19 protein-coding genes are annotated in these 16,265 nt (G+C 65.6%); 7 read left to right on the top strand and 12 right to left on the bottom strand.

Annotated features, from left to right (window positions below):
• The first annotated feature begins 40 nt into the window (after nt 1-40).
• Nucleotides 41-859, top strand: coding sequence for an LOG family protein (locus ACRCSW_RS18605; protein ID WP_438707143.1), 819 nt, complete (start codon nt 41-43; stop codon nt 857-859).
• A 6-nt stretch (nt 860-865) separates the two neighbouring features.
• Here the strand turns inward: ACRCSW_RS18605 and ACRCSW_RS18610 are convergent, their stop codons facing one another.
• The 3 genes from ACRCSW_RS18610 to ACRCSW_RS18620 all read right to left on the bottom strand — a co-directional run bounded on the left by ACRCSW_RS18610 (nt 866) and on the right by ACRCSW_RS18620 (nt 3,393).
• Entirely contained in the window at nt 866-1,495 is a 630-nt protein-coding gene (locus ACRCSW_RS18610) for a hypothetical protein (RefSeq protein ID WP_438707144.1), read from the bottom strand.
• Between the two features lie 64 nt (nt 1,496-1,559).
• On the bottom strand, nt 1,560-2,018 hold the full coding sequence (locus ACRCSW_RS18615; protein ID WP_438707145.1) for a MarR family winged helix-turn-helix transcriptional regulator: 459 nt from the start codon (nt 2,016-2,018) through the stop codon (nt 1,560-1,562).
• Nucleotides 2,019-2,181: 163 nt separating this feature from the next.
• Nucleotides 2,182-3,393 carry a winged helix-turn-helix domain-containing protein gene (locus ACRCSW_RS18620; protein ID WP_438707146.1) on the bottom strand — a complete coding sequence of 404 codons (1,212 nt, stop codon included), beginning with the start codon at nt 3,391-3,393 and terminating at the stop codon, nt 2,182-2,184.
• Between the two features lie 182 nt (nt 3,394-3,575).
• Between ACRCSW_RS18620 and ACRCSW_RS18625 the strand changes: the two genes are divergently transcribed.
• Complete coding sequence (locus tag ACRCSW_RS18625) at nt 3,576-4,940, top strand: cation:proton antiporter domain-containing protein (RefSeq protein ID WP_438707147.1); 1,365 nt, start codon at nt 3,576-3,578, stop codon at nt 4,938-4,940.
• Here ACRCSW_RS18625 and ACRCSW_RS18630 read toward each other — a convergent pair.
• Nucleotides 4,876-6,105, bottom strand: a complete 1,230-nt coding sequence (locus tag ACRCSW_RS18630) for an FAD-dependent monooxygenase (protein WP_438707148.1) — start codon at nt 6,103-6,105, stop codon at nt 4,876-4,878. The genes ACRCSW_RS18625 and ACRCSW_RS18630 overlap by 65 nt on opposite strands.
• 76 nt (nt 6,106-6,181) lie before the next feature.
• On the opposite strand from ACRCSW_RS18630, the gene ACRCSW_RS18635 reads away from it, so the two are divergent.
• Entirely contained in the window at nt 6,182-7,513 is a 1,332-nt protein-coding gene (locus tag ACRCSW_RS18635; RefSeq protein WP_438707149.1) for an amidase, read from the top strand.
• 78 nt (nt 7,514-7,591) lie between these two features.
• Here the strand turns inward: ACRCSW_RS18635 and rlmH are convergent, their stop codons facing one another.
• The 3 genes from rlmH to ACRCSW_RS18650 all read right to left on the bottom strand — a co-directional run bounded on the left by rlmH (nt 7,592) and on the right by ACRCSW_RS18650 (nt 9,163).
• The gene (gene rlmH / locus ACRCSW_RS18640; RefSeq protein ID WP_438707150.1) at nt 7,592-8,062 is read right to left on the bottom strand and encodes a 23S rRNA (pseudouridine(1915)-N(3))-methyltransferase RlmH; all 471 of its coding nucleotides are present in this window, start codon (nt 8,060-8,062) and stop codon (nt 7,592-7,594) included.
• Nucleotides 8,062-8,391: a ribosome silencing factor gene (gene rsfS, locus ACRCSW_RS18645; protein ID WP_438707162.1), complete on the bottom strand. Its 330-nt coding sequence runs from the start codon at nt 8,389-8,391 to the stop codon at nt 8,062-8,064. The genes rlmH and rsfS overlap by 1 nt, the downstream gene beginning before the upstream one ends.
• Nucleotides 8,392-8,602: 211 nt before the next feature.
• Nucleotides 8,603-9,163 carry a hypothetical protein gene (locus tag ACRCSW_RS18650; RefSeq protein ID WP_438707151.1) on the bottom strand — a complete coding sequence of 187 codons (561 nt, stop codon included), beginning with the start codon at nt 9,161-9,163 and terminating at the stop codon, nt 8,603-8,605.
• A 70-nt stretch (nt 9,164-9,233) separates the two neighbouring features.
• Between ACRCSW_RS18650 and ACRCSW_RS18655 the strand changes: the two genes are divergently transcribed.
• The 3 genes from ACRCSW_RS18655 to ACRCSW_RS18665 all read left to right on the top strand — a co-directional run bounded on the left by ACRCSW_RS18655 (nt 9,234) and on the right by ACRCSW_RS18665 (nt 11,683).
• Nucleotides 9,234-9,764: a DUF2975 domain-containing protein gene (locus ACRCSW_RS18655; protein WP_438707152.1), complete on the top strand. Its 531-nt coding sequence runs from the start codon at nt 9,234-9,236 to the stop codon at nt 9,762-9,764.
• Complete coding sequence (locus ACRCSW_RS18660; RefSeq protein WP_438707153.1) at nt 9,764-9,973, top strand: helix-turn-helix domain-containing protein; 210 nt, start codon at nt 9,764-9,766, stop codon at nt 9,971-9,973. The genes ACRCSW_RS18655 and ACRCSW_RS18660 overlap by 1 nt, the downstream gene beginning before the upstream one ends.
• A gap of 192 nt (nt 9,974-10,165) precedes the next feature.
• Entirely contained in the window at nt 10,166-11,683 is a 1,518-nt protein-coding gene (locus ACRCSW_RS18665) for an ATP-binding cassette domain-containing protein (RefSeq protein ID WP_438707154.1), read from the top strand.
• Nucleotides 11,684-11,824: 141 nt separating this feature from the next.
• Here the strand turns inward: ACRCSW_RS18665 and mnmD are convergent, their stop codons facing one another.
• Entirely contained in the window at nt 11,825-12,508 is a 684-nt protein-coding gene (mnmD, locus tag ACRCSW_RS18670) for a tRNA (5-methylaminomethyl-2-thiouridine)(34)-methyltransferase MnmD (protein ID WP_438707155.1), read from the bottom strand.
• 44 nt (nt 12,509-12,552) lie between these two features.
• On the opposite strand from mnmD, the gene ACRCSW_RS18675 reads away from it, so the two are divergent.
• Nucleotides 12,553-13,587: an NAD(P)/FAD-dependent oxidoreductase gene (locus ACRCSW_RS18675; RefSeq protein WP_438707156.1), complete on the top strand. Its 1,035-nt coding sequence runs from the start codon at nt 12,553-12,555 to the stop codon at nt 13,585-13,587.
• Here the strand turns inward: ACRCSW_RS18675 and ACRCSW_RS18680 are convergent.
• The 4 genes from ACRCSW_RS18680 to ACRCSW_RS18695 all read right to left on the bottom strand — a co-directional run bounded on the left by ACRCSW_RS18680 (nt 13,584) and on the right by ACRCSW_RS18695 (nt 15,985).
• Complete coding sequence (locus tag ACRCSW_RS18680) at nt 13,584-14,057, bottom strand: GNAT family N-acetyltransferase (RefSeq protein WP_438707157.1); 474 nt, start codon at nt 14,055-14,057, stop codon at nt 13,584-13,586. The genes ACRCSW_RS18675 and ACRCSW_RS18680 overlap by 4 nt on opposite strands.
• On the bottom strand, nt 14,054-14,440 hold the full coding sequence (locus tag ACRCSW_RS18685; RefSeq protein ID WP_438707158.1) for a GFA family protein: 387 nt from the start codon (nt 14,438-14,440) through the stop codon (nt 14,054-14,056). Before ACRCSW_RS18685 ends, ACRCSW_RS18680 begins: the two co-directional genes overlap by 4 nt.
• Nucleotides 14,441-14,886: 446 nt before the next feature.
• On the bottom strand, nt 14,887-15,549 hold the full coding sequence (locus tag ACRCSW_RS18690) for a hypothetical protein (RefSeq protein ID WP_438707159.1): 663 nt from the start codon (nt 15,547-15,549) through the stop codon (nt 14,887-14,889).
• 118 nt (nt 15,550-15,667) lie between these two features.
• A complete protein-coding gene (locus tag ACRCSW_RS18695) occupies nt 15,668-15,985 on the bottom strand; it encodes a toxin-activating lysine-acyltransferase (RefSeq protein ID WP_438707160.1) in 318 nt (105 codons plus the stop codon).
• Nucleotides 15,986-16,265: the final 280 nt, after the last annotated feature.

The raw sequence follows: 16,265 nt of genomic DNA on the forward strand, positions 1-16,265 counted from the left end.
TATAAGGCTGAAGCCAGACCCACGCAATCCGAGTACCCGCATGAAAGACGAACCCCGCACCCACCCGTTCCGCGACAGCGTCGAGGATATCGCGGCGGTCAAGCGCATCCCTGACACGCCGCAGACGCGGGCGCCGGCCTACCGCCTCGCCTTCACCGACGAAGACTTCATGAAGCGCGAGGAACTGCGCCCCGTCCGGCTGCAGCTTGAGCTTCTGAAACCCCAACTGATCATGGACGAACGCGGGATCGAGTCCACCATCGTCATGTTCGGCGGCGCCCGCATCCCCGCCCCCGAACATCGCGACCAAGCCCGGACCAGAACCCTCGCCGACCTCTCGCACTACTACGACGAGGCCCGCCGCTTCGCGAAGATAATGACCGAGCGGAGCCTGGAGACTTACGGCCGCGAAAACGTCGTCATGACCGGCGGCGGCCCCGGCGTAATGGAGGCCGGCAACCGCGGCGCGGACGAAGCCGGGGGCCAGTCGATCGGCCTTAACATCGTGCTTCCGCACGAACAGGCCCCGAACGCCTATGTCACCCCCGACCTCAGCTTCAACTTCCACTACTTCGCCATCCGCAAGATGCATTTCCTGATGCGCGCCAAGGCCGTCTGCGTCTTCCCCGGCGGCTTCGGCACGATGGACGAGCTTTTCGAGTCGCTAACCCTGATCCAGACCAAACGGATGAAGCCCATCCCCTTCCTCCTCTTCGGGCGCGAGTGGTGGGAGAAGGTGGTGAACTGGCAGCACCTCGCCGATGCAGGGGTGATCGCGCCGGAGGACCTGAGCCTCTTCGCGATGGTCGAGACGGCGGAAGAGGCGGTCGCGGTGATTGATGGGTGGGTGGCGGCGTGATGGTGCTCAACGCAGCTTGAACCAGGCCATGAGGTGCAGGATGATGAACACCGGCACCAGGAACGCCGGTATCATTGCCATGGGCAGGCTCTGCATCAAAGCTGGCAACGGCTCGCCTGCAAGCCGCAGTGGCATGCCTTCACCCGACAAGATCGCTGTGCCAAAGGCGAGCACGAAGTCCATCAAACCGAACACCGTCAGTCTGCGCACTTTCGCGTCTTGATCGACCGCTCCTCTTGCAACCGCCAGCGTGACGCCCAGTGCGGCCAGGCCGACCGCCATGTCGCCGATCCCGGCAGCCAGGGCAAAGATCGTCGGCAGATCGCCCATCGCCCAGACGAACAGAAATACAACACCCATTACTCGCCAGGTCTGCGCGCCGACGATCAGGCTCATGTCGATGGCCGCAACCCAACTCCGCAGCCCGGGAGACAGCCGATACGCCAGCGCAAAGATCGCGGGCGGAATCAGCGCCGCGATGGCCAGTGGAAACGGCAGCGAAATCCCTTCCGGGCGCAACATTCCTGATCCGGCCAGCGCCATGATGGCGGCTCCCCAGACCAGCAGGACCGCCCACGGCCAGGGCTGTCTTAGTGGATGTCCGGACGGCGTTGCAACGGAGGTAGCATAGGTCATTGTCAGATCCTTTTATGTGTAGCTACACTTATATGGGAAACTCGGTAGAGATGCCGCTCTTCGGTTACAGGCGGCCCAGTGTCTTAAGCAGTGCTTCCGCAGTGTCATTGCCCATCTTGTCGATCAGACCAGCCTGAAATGCTCGCCAAGCTGGTAAGGCAATCCTCAATCTCTCCTGTCCAGCATCGGTCAGCGTCCAGACATGCAACCGGCCATCTTCTGCGGCCACCTCGGCGATCCAGCCTTTGCGGGCAAGAACGTCAAGGTTCCGCGTCATGGTGGTCCTGTCAGTGCCCATTTTGTCCGCAATCTGCGTCACGCTCGCCTGGCCATAGCCCGCCATCAGCGACAGAGTCGTGAACTGAGGCGCGGTCAAGCCGCTGTCCTTGGCCGCTGCTTCGAAACCCCGCATCAGCCTGCGGGTTGCCCTTTGCAGGTTAAAGGTCAGGCAGTTGAAAGGATGAGCCATGTCCATGAGTGTAGATGCACATATTGCACACCTGCCGTCAAGCTCGGTAAGCACGCCCTGGGGTGCGTGCCAGCCACAAGCTCGTCAAACCGCCCGATTCGCCCCGCATCGTTAACGCTCCTCCATCTTCCTGCGCGTAGAGATGGAAAGAAGACAGAACCAAGATGAAAACAAGATCATTAACCCGTTAGAAATGTCCAAGATTAACCCAGCGATCTCAGATACTTGAGAGCCCTTTCGTCTCCCTCTCCCACCCCTCCAGAAATTCCACCCTCTCGCACCCCGCAAACCGTGCCAGCCGGTCCAGCTCTGCCTCCAGCTTCGCACGCCGAGCCTTCGTCAACCGCACCCCGGCCTCCGGCCAGAACGCCTTGACCCGCAGCGCCCCGGCATCGCGGAAGGCCTTGGCGTCGATCCGGCCGACCAGCCGCTCGCCCTCCAGAACCGGGAAGACGTAGTAGCCGAAGATGCGCTTCGGTTCGGGCACGAAGACTTCGATCCGGTAGTAGAACCCGAACAGGAACTCGGCCCGTTTGCGGTCGCGGAGTGCGGGGTCGAAAGGGGAAAGGATACGCAGGCGGGGGGTGGGTTCGGGAGGCTCTTCCGCCAGAATATCATGGAAAATGAACACCTTACGGCGCTGACCCTCGGCCCCTTCAACCTCCACCTCGATGATCTCGCCCCGCGCCAACGCCGCCCGGCACCAGTCCTTTGCGGCCTCGGGCCCGATGGCATTCCAGTAAGCCGCGATCTCGCCCGAGGTGCCAAACCCCAGATGCTTCAGCGCCGTCCGGCAGGCCCAATCGGTGATCTCCTCGGCAGGCACCGGGGTGCGGTGGACCTCCGGGATCACCCGTTCCGTCAGGTCGTAGATCTTGGCAAACCCGTCCCGCCGCGTCACCGCAATGCGCCCGGTCCGCCACAGCCATTCCAGCGCCGTCTTCGACGGATGCCAGTCCCACCAGCCGCCTTTCCCACGCACCTCACCCTCGCCCACATCGGCGGTCCCGACCGGGCCATCCTTCGCTATCCGATTGAGAATGTTATCAAACTGCTCGACATACCCATCCCGAAACCAACCCTTCCACCCCGCCTCGAGCCGCACTACATCGCGCTGGAACCGGTGCTGCCAGACCCCATGCAACCGCGACGGCAGGATCGAGGCGTCATGCGTCCAATGCTCCCAAAGGCTGCGGTCCTTTTCCAGAAGCCGCTTCAGCGCCGGGGGCCGGAAGGCCTGCCGCCGCGACCAGAGGATCATGTCATGGGCACGTGCGACGGTGTTGATGCTGTCGACCTGCACAAAGCCGATCCGCTCGATCAGATCATGCAGTGCCTGACCCGAAGCCGGGCCGGAGGGCGGTTCGGCAAGCGCGTGGCGGTCAAGAAACAGACGGCGGGCGAAGTGGTTAGGGATCAGATCGGGCATCACCAAGGCTTAGCATTGCAAAAGATTTCAGCAAATCCCGCAAATGCGCGGAAATGCGCTGTGATCGGATTTGCACCTTCAGCCACAGGCACTATCATTTTGATGTCTCCCGACAAAAGCCAGTTTTCAGCTATCTCGGCCGCCCTCTGACCGGAGCGTTGGCCAGAAAGGACCTTCGCGCATTGCCCCACGACACGCCGCTGATCACCACCCTCGTCGCCGGTTTCGGCCTGGCCTTCATCCTTGGCCTGATCGCGCAGCGGCTGAAGCTGCCGCTGATCGCGGGCTATCTTCTGGCGGGAGTGGCGATCGGGCCCTTTACGCCGGGCTATGTGGCCGACCTCGAGCTCGCAGGCGAGCTGGCGGAACTGGGGGTGATCCTTCTGATGTTCGGGGTGGGCCTCCATTTCTCGCCCCGCGACCTCATGACGGTAAGGGCCGTCGCGGTCCCCGGCGCGCTTGGCCAGATCGGCGTCGCCACGCTGTTCGGCACGGTGATCGGCCTTATGATGGGCTGGAGCATTGGTGCCGGTCTGATCTTCGGGGTGGCGCTGTCGGTCGCCTCGACCGTTGTCCTTTTGCGGGCGCTGCAGGAACGGGACGTCGTCCAGTCCGAAAAGGGCAGGGTCGCGGTGGGCTGGCTGATCGTAGAGGACCTGGTGATGGTGCTGGCCCTGGTCCTGATCCCTCCGCTGGCCGGTCTTCTGGGCGGGGTCGCGCTGCCGGTCGAGGCAGAGGCCGAGATCGTGGGGCGGGTCGGGATCGGCCCCATCGCGGCTACCGTTCTGATAACGCTGGCAAAAGCTGCAGCCTTCGTCGCGCTGATGCTGATCATCGGGCGCAAGGTCATCCCCTGGATCCTGCATTTCGTCGCCCACACCCATTCACGTGAGCTTTTCCGGCTGGCCGTCCTCGCCATCGCCCTGGGGGTTGCCTACGGTGCGACGCATTTCTTCGGTGTTTCCTTCGCCCTGGGCGCGTTCTTCGCCGGGATGGTGATGTCGTCCTCCACCCTCTCGCAGCAGGCGATGCGCGAAACGCTGCCGTTGCGGGACGCCTTTGCCGTTCTGTTCTTCGTCTCGGTGGGGATGCTTTTCAACCCGGCGATCCTTCTCTCGAAGCCGCTGGCCTTGCTGGCGACAGTGACGGTGATCATCGGGGTCAAGGCGGCGGCTGGGTTCTATCTGGTGAAGGCTCTGGGCCAAGGCCGCGACATGGCGCTGACCATCGCTGCTAGTCTGGCGCAGATCGGCGAGTTCTCGTTCATCCTGATCACCATGGGGGTGAAGCTCTCGATCGTACCGCCAGAGGCCCGCGATCTGGTGGTGGCGGGGGCGATGATCTCGATCCTGGCGAACCCGCTGCTGTTTCACCTTCTGGACAAGCGCGAGGCGCGGAAGGCGGCGGCTCCTCGTTCGACTTCGTCTCCTCCTCGCGACGTTGCGAGGAGTGACGAAGTCATCGACGAGCCCCCGCCAGAAGTCAGATCGGACGCCCCGTCAGGAGCTTCGGGAGCTCTCCCGTCAGCCCCGCCGCCTGCCGGATGAAGCCGCGCCGCAGGCCGGGAAGCGCGCCGACGATCCCCATCCCAAGGTCGCGGCCCAACCGCATCAGCGGGTTGTCGCTGGAAAAGACCCGGTTCACCGTGTCCATCCCCAGGGCAAGCGCGGTCGCATCGAACCGCCGCCAGCGCTGGTATTCCTCCAGTGTCGTAGCAGTGCCGGGCTCTTCACCTCTGCGACGGGCCAGGATCAGCACCTCGGCCAGGGCCGCCACATCGCGGAGGCCAAGGTTCAGCCCCTGCCCGGCGATCGGGTGCACCCCGTGGGCCGCATCGCCCACCAGCGCCACGCGGGGGGCCACGAAACGCTCGGCCAGCGACAGCGACAAGGGATAGGTGAAGCGTGCGCCGGCAAGGCTGATCTCGCCCAGGAAATCGCCGAAGCGGGGGCGGAGGGCGTCCAGATACTCGGCATCCGGCAGCGCCTGGATCGCGGCGGCGGTTTCCTCCGCCTCGCTCCAGACAATGCTGGAATGGTGGCCGCCTTTCAGGGGCAGAATGGCCAGCGGACCCGAAGGCATGAAGAACTGATGCGCCACGCCCATGTGGTCGCGTTCGTGGCGGATCGCGGTGACCAGCGCCGTCTGGCCATAGCCCCAGCCGACCCGCCGGATCCCGGCCCGTTCGGCAACACCCGAGCCCCGCCCGTCACAGCCGACCAGAAGCCCGGCGGTCAGCGTCCGGCCGGAGGCAAGCGTCACCGTCACCCCGGAAGGCCCGACCTCCTGCGCGACCACCGTTTCGCCCGACAGAAGCGTGATCCCCGGCGTGGCGCGCATCGCGTCCAGGAAGGCCGCATAGAGGAACCGGTCCTCCAGCATATGGCCCATCGGGCCTTCCTCGATCTCGGCATGGTCGAAATGCAGGAAGAAGGGCGCAGCCCCTTCTCCGGCGCGCCCGTCGCTGGCCTTGATCTCCAGCATCGGTTGGGCCTTGTCAGCTAAGGCCTCCCATACGCCGATCACCGTCAGGAGCCGCACCGAGGCGATGGCCAGTGCATAGGCCCGCCCGTCAAACCCGGCCTCGGCGCGGGTCTGGGCGGGGCGGGCGTCGATCACCGTCACCCGGAAGCCGCCTTGCGCCAAAGCAAGTGCCAGTGCTGGGCCGTTCAGCCCTCCGCCCGCGATCAGGATGTCGGCGTCCCAAGTCATACCCCTTCTTAGCCGCCAGAGCCGGATTGTCCATGCGTCGCCAAGCCGCTACCTTCGCCCGAAACGGGGGACATCGATGAGCCGAACCTGGGCGAACATGACCGCGGCGGAGCTTGGGCGCGAGATCGGCCAGGGCCGCATTCATCCGGTGGAATTGACCGAGGCGTTCCTCGACCGGATCGAAAACCACCCGCTTGCGCCCCGCATCTATGCCCGCACGACCGCCCTCAGGGCACGGGGCGAGGCGATGGCCGCGGCCTCCCGCGCCAGGGCTGGCTTCCGGAAAGGGCTTCTGGATGGGGTGCCGGTCAGCTGGAAGGACCTTTTCGATACGGCGGGTGTAGCGACCGAAGGAGGGTCGGCGCTGCTGAAAGGCAGGGTGCCGGAACGCGACGCGGCTGTGCTGGAGACAGCGACCCTGCAGGGCCTGGTGTGTCTTGGCAAGACGCACATGTCGGAACTGGCCTTCTCCGGCCTGGGCCTGAACCCGGTGACTGCGACCCCCCCCTGCCTGAACGACGACCGGGCCGTGCCGGGGGGGTCATCCTCGGGGGCTGGGGCTTCGGTTGCCTTTGGGCTAGCGCCCGCGGCCATCGGGTCGGACACGGGCGGATCGGTCCGGATTCCGGCGGCCTGGAATGACCTTGTCGGCCTGAAGACCACGGTCGGCAGCCTGCCGCCGACCGGCACGCTGCCGCTTTGCGAGATGTTCGACACGATCGGCCCGCTTGCCCATTCGGTCGAGGACTGCGCGCTGCTTCTGGCTGCGATCAGCGGGGAGCCGGTGGCCGATCTGGAAGGCGCTTCGCTCAGCGGCAAGCGGCTCGCCGTGCTGGAAACGGTCGCGATGGACGACCTGCGCGAGAGGCCCGCGCAAGGGTTCGAAGACGCGTTGGCGCGCCTGGCCCGGGCCGGGGCAAAGGTCACCCGGATCAAGGCCCCCGAAGTGGCCGAGGCGATGGGGCTGGCGGCGGTCCTTTTCACCGCAGAGGCCTATGGCATCTGGCGGGCGACCATCGAGAAGGCACCGGAAAAGATGTTCCCGCGTATTCTCGAACGCTTCCGGTCGGGCGCCAACTTCGCCGCTACTGATTATGTCGCGGCCTGGCGGCGGCTCCGTGAGATCAGGGCGGTGTGGGCCGACCGGGTGGCGGTATACGACGCGGTGGTCCTGCCGACCTCGCCAATCCTGCCGCCGGATGCGAACCGGCTGATGACGGACGACGCCTATTACGTGACTGAGAACCTTCTGACTTTGCGCAACACGCGGATCAGCAACCTGATGGGCGTCTGCGCGCTGACGCTGCCGACCTCGCAGCCATCCTGCGGGATCAGCCTGATGGCGGGGGCGGGCGAAGAGGCCCGGCTTCTGCGTCTGGGGGCGGCGGCAGAGCGGGCGCTTCGCTAGGACTGCTCCTCGTTCGACTTCGTCTCCTCCTCGCGGAAGCCGTCCCGAGGAGTGCACGAAGTGCTCGACGAGGCCCCCTCAAATCCGGTGGTAGGGCGATCCGGCAAGGATAGTGGCCGCGCGATAAAGCTGTTCGGCCAGCATGACCCGGACCAGCATATGCGGCCAGACCATCCGGCCAAAGCTGATCACCAGATCGGCCCGGGCGCGCAGACCGGGGTCCACCCCATCCGCGCCGCCGATCACAAAGGCCGCGTCCTGCCGCCCGGCATCGCGCCACTGGGCCAGTGCTTCAGCGAACTCGGGGCTCGACAGTGTCTTGCCCCGTTCGTCCAGCAAGCAAAGCGCTGCACCCTCGGGCACGACCTTCCCCAGAAGCGAAGCTTCCGCCGCCATGCCGCCGCCCTTCTTGTCCTCGACCTCATGCTCGGTCACCGGACCAAGTCCCAGAGGCCGCCCCGTCCGCTCCAGCCGTTGAAGGTAGTCGTCCACCAGATCACGCTCCGGCCCCGCCCGAAGGCGACCCACAGCGCAGAGATGAAGCCGCATCAGGCCTTGGCCGCGCGGGTCACCCCCGCCGGAAGCCACATCTTTTCAAGCTGGTAGAACTCACGCACTTCGGGGCGGAAGACATGGACGATCACATCGCCCGCATCGATCAGCACCCAGTCGCCGGTTTCCTTGCCCTCCATGCGGACGGAGATCCGCATCTCCTGCTTCAGCCGATCGGCGAGCTTTTCCGAAATCGCCGCCACCTGGCGCGAAGAACGGCCCGAGCAGATCACCATGTAATCCGCCACGTCGGACCGGCCGCGCAGGTCGATCTCGACGATGTCCTCGGCCTTGTCGTCATCGACGGATTTCAGGACAAGCGCCAGCACCGCGGCGGAATCCTGGGCTTCAGTGCTGTTGGCTTTGCCCTCTGCGGGCTTCGGGCGTGCACCGACCGGAAGGCCGGTGACGGGATCTGAATGCGACAGGACCTGGTCCTCCAAGGAAGCGCGGACATCAGGGCCCCCGCGCCGGGCTGTCTTGATCAAGACTAACATCGGAATCGGCCAATCTCAACCGAAGGCGGGCGGGTACGCCTTATTCCGCGCCTTCGCAAGGCTGGATCGCCGCCAGAACCTCGGCCCCGAGCAGATCGGCAAGCTTGCCGTCGCGGATCAGCGGCAGGAACGGCCCGTCCTCGGCCATCCGGATCAGGACCGACCCCGTTGCATCCGGCGCCGGGCCATCGCCCACTCCGCAGCCGCCAAGGCCAAGGCCGAGCGTGCCTCTCGCCTTGCCCTCGCGCTTCCAGGCAGCGATCTCGGCCTGCAAGGCGCGCATCCGTTCGGCGTCCGCCTCGGTCAGCGCAAAGCCGCGGGCCGAGCTGCCCTCCGGCCCGGCGACAGCGGTCCTGACAGGCCGGTCTTCCAGCACGAAGCTCCCCTTGCGGGTTTCAGTGCCGCGCGTCGCCCCGAACTCCAGCCGGGCCGAGCCGGGCTTGACGGCAAGCCCTTCGGGCAGGATCACCACCACTTCGATTGCGCCGGGATCGGCGGTCAGCGGGTCCAACGCCGCAAGGCGGGCGGCGGTGGAGGGGACAACGGAAGCACAACCGGCAAGCAGCAGGCAGGCCAGGGCAGTTAGGCGGGCAGGGAACATCGCGAATCTCCTTTGACAGTGAAAGTTTATTGTAATACAGTAAATCATCATCGTGAAAAGAGGTCATATGATGCCCGACCAAACCCGCCTCGCGCGTCTCTCGGAAACGCTCTACTGGACGGCCCTCGTCCTGTCGGCCGTCCTGCCGTTGATCGTCCTCTTCTATGCCGGCAAGGGCCTGGCCGATCCCGCCTCGCTTCTGGCCCGCGCGTCCGGCCTGCCTGCCGAGACGCCCGTCACCCGTCTGCAAGCCGGTCTTGTCGCGGCCATCGCGCTCATCTCGGTGCTGCCGATGGTCGCGGCCCTCCGCGCAATGACCCGGCTTTTTGGCCGCTACCGGGCGGGAGAGGTCCTGTCCGACACCAACGCCGAAACCATCCTGCAGATCGGCCGGGCGCTGATCCTGGTCGCGGTCTTCACCGTCGTGACGCCGACGCTTGTGACCTTGATCCTCAGCTGGAACGCCCCGCAAAGGACGCTGTCCATCGGGGTCGACAGCGGCACGCTTGGTTTCCTGATGGCGGCGGGGCTCCTGACCGTCATCGGCTGGGCCATGCGCGAGGCCGCAAGGGTCAAGGCCGAGAACGAAGGGTTCGTCTGATGGAGATCGTCGTGCGCCTTGATGTGATGCTCGCCCGCCGCAAGATGCGGTCGCGTGAGCTGGCCGAGAAGATCGGCATCACCGAGCAGAACCTCTCGCTTCTCAAGTCCGGCAAGGTCAAAGGCATCCGCTTCGACACGCTTGCCGCGATCTGTGTGGCGCTGGACTGCCAGCCGGGGGATATCTTGGAGGCCGTGGCACCGGCTTGACGCGCCGCAAGGATTGCCGCACCTTTCACCCCGTCAATTGGGAGAGTCCGTGTGATCCTTCGCGCCAACCACCACCATACGACCGGACCTGTCTTTGCCCCGCATGTGACTGTGCGGGGCTGATCGGGGCTACATCGCTTCTCCGATCTGCCCGAACGGCAGCCTGCTGCCATTTGCGGACCGGAGTATCCCATGACCCTCATCACCCTGAAAGACGCTGGCATCACGCTTGGCGCACCGCTTTTCACCCAGCTTGACCTGACCCTGAACCCCGGCGACCGGCTGGCGCTGGTAGCCGCGAACGGACGCGGGAAATCCACCCTTTTGCAGGCCATCGCGGGTCAGGTCGAGCTGACCGAAGGCCAGCTCACCCGCAGGCGCGGTCTTGTCACCGGGTTCCTCACCCAGGACATGCCGCCCGCCCTGGCCGGGCTGACCCTGCGCGAAGCGGTGGTCTCGGCGCTGGAGGACGGCGAGGACTGGCGCGCAGATGTGGCGCTGGACGATCTGGCGATTCCGGTGGCGCTGCATGGCCAGCAGATGGCCGAGCTTTCCGGCGGCTGGCAAAGGTTCGCAATGCTGGCTCGGGTCTGGGTGACCGAGCCGGATCTGATCCTGATGGACGAGCCGACCAATCACCTCGACCTCTCCCGGATCGGCCTTTTGCAGTGCTGGATCACCGGCCTGCCCCGAGCGACGGCACTGATCATCGCCTCGCATGACCGGGCCTTTCTGGACGACATCGCGACCCGGACCCTGTTCCTGCGTGACCGGCAGTCGCCGCAGTTTGCTCTGCCCTACACCCGTGCGTTGGTGGCGCTGGACGAGGTGGATGCCGCGACCGATCGTCAGCATGACCTTGACCTCCGCGCGGCCCGCCAGCTCCGGCGGCAGGCGACAAAGCTGAAGAACATCGGCCTCAACTCCGGCAGTGACCTATTGGTGGTGAAGACCAAACAGCTGACCGACCGCGCCGCCAAGATCGAGGCGGCGGCGACCCCCGCCTACAAGGCGCGGAGCGCGGGGGAGATCAGGCTGGAAACCTCGGAAGCCCATGCCCGTGCGCTGATTTCGGTCAGCCCTTGCGAGGTGGCGGTGCCAGACGGTCGCAGGCTTTTCCGCTGCCCGCAGCTGTGGATCAGCCCCGGTGACCGGGTGGTGCTGATGGGGGCAAACGGGGCGGGCAAGTCGCGGTTCCTCGCGTTGGTGGAAGACGCACTGAATGGGAGGGACGGACCGATCCGCGCGGCCCCTTCGGTGGTCGCCGGGATCGCGGATCAGGGGCTCACCGGGCTCGACCCGAAGGCCACGCCGCACGGTTTGATCACGGCCCGCTTCGACCTTGGCGACCAGGCGGCGCGGACGGCACTTGCCGGGGCCGGGATCGCGCTGCCGCTGCAGACGACGGCGCTGCGGGCGCTCTCCGGCGGGCAGAAGGCGCGGTTGGCGCTGCTGATCCTGCGGCTGACCCGGCCGAACTTCTTCCTGCTGGACGAGCCCACGAACCATCTCGACATCGAGGGCCAGGAGGCCCTGGAGGACGAGCTGACCGCCAAGGGGGCCGCGACCCTTCTTGTCACCCACGACCGCAGCCTGATCCGCGCGGTGGGTACGCGGTTCTGGTGGATCGATCAGGGTCGCCTGACCGAAGTCGACAGCCCCGAGCCCTTCATCGCCCGGATGCTTCAGGCTGAGGTGTCGGGGGGATAGAGCGTGATCGGGTCATCTGGAACCGCTCGTCGAGCACTTCGTGCACTCCTCGCTAGGGAAGCCCCGACGAGTACACGAAGTGCACGAGGAGGATGTGGCGGGCGTTTTGGCTACAGCGATTCCGTCCGGTTTGATCTTGCGCTAGTTGGCATCGGACGCCGTTGGCAGATAGCCCGTAGTCATGTGGCGCTTGCGGCCAAAGCCCGGCTGGCGGGTGACCGTGAAGCCAGCCTCGGTCAGGGCGCGGCGGACGTGACCGGCGGCGGTGTAGGTGGCGAAGGTGCCGCCCAGTGCGGTGTGGCGTGCGATCTCGTGCATGAGTTCGGGCGACCAAAGCTCGGGGTTCTTGGCGGGGGAGAAGCCGTCCAGGAACCACGCGTCGGCTTTGCCCCTCCAAGCCGGGAGGGTCTTGCGGGCGTCGCCCAGGATCACGGTAGCGGTGAGGTTCGGGAAGTGCAGGGTCGTGGCCCCTGTCGCCCATTGCTCAAGGAATAGCTGTGCGATTTCTGCAAGTTCGGGGAAAGCCCGCAGCGCTCGGGCGATGTCGGGCGCGGGCATCGGGAAGGCCTCGAAGCTGGTGTAGCGAAGGTGGCCGTCGCCCGGGTGGGTGAGGAGGGTGGCAAGGAGGTTGAGGCCGGTACCGAAGCCCAGTTCGGCGATGTGGAAGCCGTCGCGAAAACGGTGCGGCAGCTGGTTGCCGGTCAGGAAGACGTGGCGGGTTTCTTCAAGGCCGCCAGCCAGCGAGAAGTAGGGGTCATCGAAGGCACGGGAGACCGGGATCGTCTCGTCGCGCCAGTCGAGTTGGGGATGGTCTGGTAGGGGCATCGCGGGTAGTCCTTTGGACCTGTTGATGGGCGCGGGGCGGCGGAATGGCAAGCGTGGATGTGACGGTACGCGGGGCGGGGATCTTCGGGCTCTCCATCGCGTGGGCCTGTGCGTCCCGGGGTGCGCGGGTGCGGGTCATCGACACGGTCGGCCTTGGCGCTGGGTCCTCTGGCGGCGTGGTCGGAGCGTTGTCGCCGCATGTGCCGGAGGCGTGGAATGCGAAGAAGGCGTTTCAGCTGGAGAGCCTATTGATGGCGGGGGACTGGTGGGCTGGGATCGAAACGGCCTCGGGGCTGGCGTCGGGTTATGGGCGGGTGGGCAGGTTGCAGCCCTTGGAGGACGGGCGGGCGGTAGAGGCGGCGCGGCGGCGGGAGGAGGAGGCGAAGCATCTCTGGCAGGGGGCGGCGGAGTGGCGGGTGGTACCGGCCAAGTGTAGCCTTTGGGAGCCGGTCTCGCCTTCGGGCTGGCTGGTCGAAGACACGCTCTCGGCCCGGATTTCGCCCCGGATGGCACTGGCCGCGCTGGTCGGGGCGGTGCGGGCGAAAGGGGGGGAGGTGCTGGTGGGAGGGGGTGATGAAGCGGGGGCGGTGGTCCATGCGACGGGTGTTGCCGGGTTGATGGCGCTGTCGGAAGCTTTGGGGCGGAAGGTCGGGTCGGGGGTGAAGGGGCAGGCGTTGGCTTTGCGGTTGGAGGCACCGGAGGCGCCGCAGCTGTTCGTCGACGGGCTCCACATCGTGCCGCATGCGGATGGGACCGTGGCGGTGGGGTCGACGTCCGAGGCGGTCTGGCAAGACGAGGGTCCGGACGAGGCGCTGGACGGCCTTCTGGCGAAGGCGGTGGCAGCAGTGCCCTGCTTGCGCGGTGCCGAAATGGTGGCGCGTTGGGCGGGGGTCAGGCCAAGGGCGGTGAGCCGGGCTCCGCTACTGGGGGAATGGCCGGGGCGGGCGGGGCATTACGTGGCGAACGGAGGGTTCAAGATCGGCTTCGGCATGGCGCCCAAAGTGGCGGAGGTGATGGCCGATCTGGTGCTGGAGGGGCGTGATCGGGTGCCCGAGGAGTTCCGCCTGGACGTGATTTAGGCCGGATGCCCGGCGACCGGACGGCGGAAGGTGATCGAGGTGGGGCGGTCGTAGCCGGGGTGGGCGGTGCGGGCGGTCTCGGTAAAGCCAAGGGCGCGGAAGGTGGCGTGGTTTTCGGTGAGCTCGATGCGGGTCTGGAGTTCGAGCGCGGGGAGGTCGAGGACGCAGGCGCGGGTCGCGGCGAGGGTGACCAGGGTACGGGCGAGGCCTTGGCCCCTGTGGCTGGACGCGACGGCGAGTTTGCCGATGTAAAGCGCGTGGGGCTTCGAGGTGAGGAAGACGCAGGCGGCGGGAGGGTGGCCGATGGCCCAGACCTCTCCGCTCTGGGCTTGGGCCGCGATGCCCTCGGGCGTGAGGTGGAGCATTGAGGAGGGCGGGTCGATCCGGCCATCCATGTAGGCGAATTCGGTCTGGATCAGGCGGAGGAGGGCGGGCCAGTCGTATGGCTCGCGGCATTGATGGGGCGTCATTTCAGCGGCAGGCCGTCGGCGAGGTGAACCCAGGGCAGGCGCTCGTCGGCGTGGTAGTGGCCGGCGGGGGTGAAGGCCGAGGGATCGTCGAGGGTGGCGGCGTAGAAGTGTGTCTCGTCGGGGTAGCGGGTGGTGCGATAGGTCATCTGGGTGCCGCAGGTGGGGCAGAAATCGCGCCAGGTGCCGGGGGAGGAGTTGTAGGTGGCGGGGGGTGAGCCGGTCCATTCCCAGGCGCCGTTGCGGACGCCGAAGAACGAGGTGAAGGGCGAGGCGGTGGCGCGGCGGCAGCTTTCGCAGTGGCAGTGGTCCTGCCAGAGGGGGGCCTCCGAGCAGCGGTAGGTGACGGAGCCGCAGAGGCAGCGGCCGGAGAAGGGTGGGGTCATCGGGGCCCTCCGGTTTAGGATGGGGAGAGGGTGGCATGAGGGGGTGGAGGCCGCAAGGGGATCACCTTGGTTGTCCCACGGTGGGACAAATTGAGGCTCATTGATTTCAAAGAGTTTTTCATCGAGTTTGGTAAGGTTTTGTTAAGAATTGCTCTCCGAGGCTCGGGCAATGCCCGACTACATCCGCCCCCGCGTTCCTCGCGCTTCGGTGTTTTTCAAGGTGGCTTTGGCCGACCGTAGCGACCCGTAGCGCGCGTGATTTAACACACCATGGTTTACGGACCATTGTTCGATGCCACCCGAGAGTTTTGAACCGTTGTGTATGTCGTCGAGGGCAGATGGTGCGTGAAATCACGCACCCTACGGCTCGCTGCTTGAAACAGAAGCCGAATCGTACGCGCTTCGACACCAAAAATCAGCTCGCTCATAATGCTCGTGTCCCGGTCTTAGTAAACATCAAAACGGTTATAGGCTGTCCGCTGTCGTATTCGGTCCTGGAAAGCCTGGCTCTCGACATCCACATCTGGGGAGATCGCCGCAAAGGCGCCAAGGACCCCGATCGCTCGCAGAAAGCCTCTGCGATTGGGCATACCGTTTGCGCGTCGATAGTTCTTTTCATAGTTGGAGAACAGTGTTAAATTTTCATCGCGCGCTAAGTCTCCGCCCGGATCGTTCAGGATGGCGGCCCAGATGGCTGAATTGTTTCGGACCGCGCGGCTGAAATCCATCATCTCCTCGAATGTAGCGGGAGAGATTCTGCCAGGCCCATTGGAGGCGCTGGAGAATCCGGGATACACATGTAGGTCTGGGATCATCCTGTCCAAAAGAAAGTCGACAACCGAAGGATCGTCGAAACCCTTGAATTGGCCGGAATTGATCCGCCGGATCACCGCCTCGGCGAGCAGCATGTTGTCTCGCCGCCACCCCGTGCCTGGGTCAGGCACGTATTGCATCACCTCGTCGATGGCACGAACGGTCGCCTCGTCGAGGAAAGAATCTGGTCCCGCTTGGACAATCGCGGCACGGATCGGCTCGTTACGCCAAAGTTCTTTCGCAAACTCGACGATTTCTTCGGGAGTGGAGGGATGTTGCGGGTTCGTGTTCACCATGCGGGAACTCCTAAATACTCAACATGCGCGTCTAGTCTTGCCTTGGCGTGCATTCCTGCATTAGCGCCCTGCAGATTCGGGGCGCCGCTGAAACCGGGGCAAGGGCGGACTTCAACCTTCACTTGGTCGCCCCTGCGGCCCCAGACCGCCCTGCGCCCATCTTCTCAAGCATCTCCTTCTCCACAAGCCCGCCGATCTGGGGATGCAGCCGCAGCTCGCCTTCCTTCACCACCTGGGCAAAGTTGGCGATCACCCGCCCCGCCGTCTTCCGGTCCGGCGCGATCACGTCGAGAAGCCAGTTGACGGACCCGCTCTGCCAGTCCTCGGGCTTCAGCCGGATCGGGAAGGTCCCCGCCTTGATCTGCTCGCGGATCTTGGCATCCACTTCTTCGCTTACCGAAGCCCAGATCGCGAAGCCCGCGATGTCGGTCAGCATGCCCGGCCTATCTTTCGCCGGACGGGCGAGGGCGGTGCCGCGAGGGGTTGGGGTGGGCGTTTCCTGGTGACGGGGTGCCCCCTCCCCATCCCTCCCCACGAGGGGGAGGGAGGCGCTTGTGGCGGCGTTGGGCTCGATGGCCCCGGGCGGGGGGCTTGGTTGTTCACAGGCATCCTGGGCCGGGCGGTGTTTCGATCGGCTTGGTGATATCGGAAACATCTTGCGGTTGCCATCCGATCTGCGGCGCAAGATGTTGGGGATAAGCGCGCGGGGGTGGGCA

The organism is Tabrizicola sp., from assembly GCF_051645465.1.
Classification (GTDB): Bacteria; Pseudomonadota; Alphaproteobacteria; order Rhodobacterales; family Rhodobacteraceae; genus Tabrizicola.

Bases quoted from the DNA above. Each gene is read 5' to 3' on its own strand.
- ACRCSW_RS18605 (WP_438707143.1), top strand. From the start codon at position 41: ATGAAAGACGAACCCCGCACCCACCCGTTCCGCGACAGCGTCGAGGAT.
- ACRCSW_RS18610 (WP_438707144.1), bottom strand. From the start codon at position 1,495: ATGACCTATGCTACCTCCGTTGCAACGCCGTCCGGACATCCACTAAGA.
- ACRCSW_RS18620 (WP_438707146.1), bottom strand. From the start codon at position 3,393: ATGCCCGATCTGATCCCTAACCACTTCGCCCGCCGTCTGTTTCTTGAC.
- ACRCSW_RS18630 (WP_438707148.1), bottom strand. From the start codon at position 6,105: ATGACTTGGGACGCCGACATCCTGATCGCGGGCGGAGGGCTGAACGGC.
- ACRCSW_RS18635 (WP_438707149.1), top strand. From the start codon at position 6,182: ATGAGCCGAACCTGGGCGAACATGACCGCGGCGGAGCTTGGGCGCGAG.
- rlmH (WP_438707150.1), bottom strand. From the start codon at position 8,062: ATGCGGCTTCATCTCTGCGCTGTGGGTCGCCTTCGGGCGGGGCCGGAG.
- ACRCSW_RS18650 (WP_438707151.1), bottom strand. From the start codon at position 9,163: ATGTTCCCTGCCCGCCTAACTGCCCTGGCCTGCCTGCTGCTTGCCGGT.
- ACRCSW_RS18655 (WP_438707152.1), top strand. From the start codon at position 9,234: ATGCCCGACCAAACCCGCCTCGCGCGTCTCTCGGAAACGCTCTACTGG.
- ACRCSW_RS18660 (WP_438707153.1), top strand. From the start codon at position 9,764: ATGGAGATCGTCGTGCGCCTTGATGTGATGCTCGCCCGCCGCAAGATG.
- ACRCSW_RS18665 (WP_438707154.1), top strand. From the start codon at position 10,166: ATGACCCTCATCACCCTGAAAGACGCTGGCATCACGCTTGGCGCACCG.
- mnmD (WP_438707155.1), bottom strand. From the start codon at position 12,508: ATGCCCCTACCAGACCATCCCCAACTCGACTGGCGCGACGAGACGATC.
- ACRCSW_RS18675 (WP_438707156.1), top strand. From the start codon at position 12,553: ATGGCAAGCGTGGATGTGACGGTACGCGGGGCGGGGATCTTCGGGCTC.
- ACRCSW_RS18680 (WP_438707157.1), bottom strand. From the start codon at position 14,057: ATGACGCCCCATCAATGCCGCGAGCCATACGACTGGCCCGCCCTCCTC.
- ACRCSW_RS18685 (WP_438707158.1), bottom strand. From the start codon at position 14,440: ATGACCCCACCCTTCTCCGGCCGCTGCCTCTGCGGCTCCGTCACCTAC.
- ACRCSW_RS18690 (WP_438707159.1), bottom strand. From the start codon at position 15,549: ATGGTGAACACGAACCCGCAACATCCCTCCACTCCCGAAGAAATCGTC.
- ACRCSW_RS18695 (WP_438707160.1), bottom strand. From the start codon at position 15,985: ATGCTGACCGACATCGCGGGCTTCGCGATCTGGGCTTCGGTAAGCGAA.